Genomic DNA, 3,265 nt, shown 5'->3' on the forward strand with positions numbered 1-3,265 from the left:
TAAGTCGTCACGTTCAGATGGGGTCAAAAAATCTTGCATGGGTATTTAACTACCACAATTGGATAAAATTTTAAACACTTTCATTCAGCATGAGTATAGCGTTTTGTAATTGGGGGCATCGCTATGAAAAAGGACCTTCGGGTGATTGGCTAACCAACGGGGTATAAGCGATGGAAATGGTTTACTAACAAGCTTCTTGAAAGATATCGCAACAGAACTCTCAGTTACCCGCAAACATCAAAAGCCCCCTTTTCACAGCGATGCCCCCAATTTTTGGCATTTAGTTTCCACGGCACTTTTTCATATTCTCTTTCATACCATATCTTGGAAAAATTGTCAGCAAATTATCAGCAAATGATGGAGAATTTCGCATAGTTTGCGATAGTTTCGAATAGTTTCTGATAGTGAAAGATAGCTCGAAAAGCCTTTGTAGAAAAGGATTTCCCTGTTAGTTACCAATACATCGTCTGTTTGTAAGAAATATAGTGTCGCAGATTCAAAATCTGTTGTTCGCAAGGACGTGGGAGTTCGAGTCTCCCTGGGGGCACCAATATTGATAAGGGTTTAAATCCGGGTGAAATCAAAAATCAAAAGCTTAAGAGATCACCCGACAGCCAAGTATCCAGGCGCTTTTGCCAGGCTAATCTGATCAAAATCCGATAATTTGTAATGTGTCAGGATCAACCTGAGATCACGCAAATAGGACCTGGTAAATTCACAATATTCAGTAAGACTGGCTGATAATTTAACACTGTCAAAGGGTTTGTTGGTTTTGCGCATCTGCGCTCTTAGTGTCCTGAATTTTTTGTATGCCTTGTTGTAATTTAGATTACGCATGTAAGCCCAGGTACAATCATGAAGAGAATCGTAACCTTTTACCACCTTTGAAATGGTCATTCCAAAAAGAGAATTTTTGGTTCTTGCTGCCGAAGAGCTGCCCCATCCCGTTTCAAGGCAGGTTTGTGCAAGTGCGAGGGATGGAGGTATGATGTCGACATGGATGAGCATTCTTGAGATGTTGGTGGTTTTTAAATTATATTTTTCCGCCAAAGCTGTTACTTTTCGCTGATCTTGACTCGATAGTGTTTTAGGTGATTTTTTTAGCGAGAGTAGATACCGGCGATCGTCTGCAATGTCTTCATTGACCTTTAAAATAAGCGGTAGCACGCTTAAAATAAACATTTCCTGCCTTTTATTTAGGTGTAGGCGCCGATGCATATCCTTGGGCAGGGCTTGAAAATAGACACGTGGGATGTCCTTGTTGCCCTTGCGAACATCAGCTAACTTTAGATCATAATCAGCAAAAATTTTAACAAGTTCGGTTGCTGATTTTGGTTTTGCTGGGATATCGTGGCGCTTCGGTGGTATTGGCGGTATTGGTATATTGTGTGCATTTGTATGCGTTTCAATGATCACAAAAAGATTTACGAGAAGGAAACTTATACTGAAGAGAAATAAAAACCTTTGTTTCCTGATACGCTCAAAGTGCTCATTTACCCATGTAAATTGCAAGTTGGCAGCTGTCATTACATCCAAACGTCGTCGTATCTTTAACACTTATACTACTCCTTACCAATCAAAACGTGGCAACAACTATACTATAGCTGGATCAGATTATTGGCTTTCTGATACGTTCGAAGTGCTCATTTGCAGTTGTAAACTGCACGCTTCTCACGATCATAAAATTCAACTTTTTGATTCAGCACGGGTCTGTAATAAATATTACGGGTAAAATAGGATAAAATGAACGAAAAGTCAATTTTTGCAAATACGAAATTTAAATAAAATTGTAATTATTAAATTAATTCCATGTGTTAGCTTTTTTTCTTACTTACTACACAACAGTTGTCTGGTCGGGGTAATATTTTTTAATCGATCGTACCACTCACTGATGGTCACAAATGTGTAACCACGAGTCTGAAGGCCATCAATGATTCCCGGAAGTGCTTTAAGGGTATTACGATGTATATCATGCAACAATATAACTTCTCCAGGTTGTGTCCGATCCAAAACACGTTGCTTTAGTGTTTCAGGATTTGGGCGTTTCCAATCTTTAGAATCAAGCGACCAGAAAATGGTATGCATGTTCTGCGCGAATGCCTTGTTCTTGACGGTTGAGTTAGAACTACCATAGGGTGGACGAAACCATCCTGGCAGTATCTCAAGCTTAGCCAATTCAGCATTAGTTTTTTGCAATTCATCTTCGATTGATGTGCTGGATCGTTTGCGTAAATTAGCGTGTGAGTACGAGTGATTGGCGATTTCATGTCCGCTGTCGCGAAGCGAGCGGACAATTTCAGGATTGTTTTTTACATTACGTCCAAGGACAAAGAAAGTGGCCTTGACGCCCTTTTCATTCAGTATCTTAAGGATTTTGGGTGTGATCGACCGTGAGGGACCATCGTCAAAAGTTAAAGCTACAAATTTATTGCTTGATTTTTTGTGTGTCAATCTTTCGAGACAGGTGTAACTAAAATTTTCTTTGGTATCTGCAAATACTTGGGTGAAAAAAACCATTACGTATGCAAACATTGCCATAACAAAGCGCTTGTACACCATGAATTTCCCCGTTTTTTCTTTTTATTATAAAATAAACTATTTAATTTTTATTAAAGCATTCTGTAATAAGCGGGATATATCGCACAGGGTACCAAGCTTTTAGACGGTATGCTTCTTTCCTGGTAGAGTTTGTTTCAATGGCAGGCTATCCCGGTTATGCCACCAGAAAACTTGGTTTGAGGGAGGTGTGGAATAGAGCTGGTACAATGCCAATTAGGGAGGATTTTTCTATACCCCGCGGGATGACGGTCCGAAGCTTTATCCTGACAGAGATCCAATTTAGTTATAGTGAGTATTGCTGTGGTTGATGTTGAAGGCGGTGCCATCTTTAACAAATCCCTGTTCCAATTTTGGAATTGGAGCTTCATCTAACCGCCGGATGTTACCATAAAAATGAGTGATGACAATTTCGGCACTGATGGTGTGAGGACACTTGCTATGAGGGCATTGGTGACAGGATCCATAACGAACGTACTCCAACTGACCTTCAATAAAAAACCGGCTCTTCGACGTTTCAAGTGGAATTGGACGTAAAACCTATAGGGAGTTAGTTTAACTTCCAAGATTCCGCTCTCTAGCGTGTAACTATGGAGACCAATATGCTTACATCCTGAATTCCCGATGATTTTATCACTAGGTCTCCAATTCGGGAGTCGGTACGCGTGGAATGGCGCCATTTTTGGCTTTCTAGTGTATCAGACAGCCC

2 protein-coding genes and 1 tRNA gene are annotated in these 3,265 nt (G+C 40.3%); 1 reads left to right on the forward strand and 2 read right to left on the reverse strand.

Annotation, left to right across the window (positions count from 1 at the left end):
- Positions 1-423: 423 nt before the first annotated feature.
- A tRNA-OTHER gene (locus tag ABFQ95_08150) sits at positions 424-550 on the forward strand.
- 53 nt (positions 551-603) lie between these two features.
- Here ABFQ95_08150 and ABFQ95_08155 read toward each other — a convergent pair.
- Complete coding sequence (locus ABFQ95_08155; protein MEN8237489.1) at positions 604-1,557, reverse strand: glucosaminidase domain-containing protein; 954 nt, start codon at positions 1,555-1,557, stop codon at positions 604-606.
- Between the two features lie 270 nt (positions 1,558-1,827).
- Complete coding sequence (locus ABFQ95_08160) at positions 1,828-2,538, reverse strand: polysaccharide deacetylase family protein (GenBank protein MEN8237490.1); 711 nt, start codon at positions 2,536-2,538, stop codon at positions 1,828-1,830.
- Positions 2,539-3,265 lie beyond the last annotated feature (727 nt).

It is taken from the genome of Pseudomonadota bacterium, from assembly GCA_039714795.1.
Taxonomy (GTDB): Bacteria; Pseudomonadota; Alphaproteobacteria; order JAGOMX01; family JAGOMX01; genus JBDLIP01.

Bases quoted from the DNA above. Each gene is read 5' to 3' on its own strand.
- ABFQ95_08160 (MEN8237490.1), bottom strand. From the start codon at position 2,538: ATGGCAATGTTTGCATACGTAATGGTTTTTTTCACCCAAGTATTTGCA.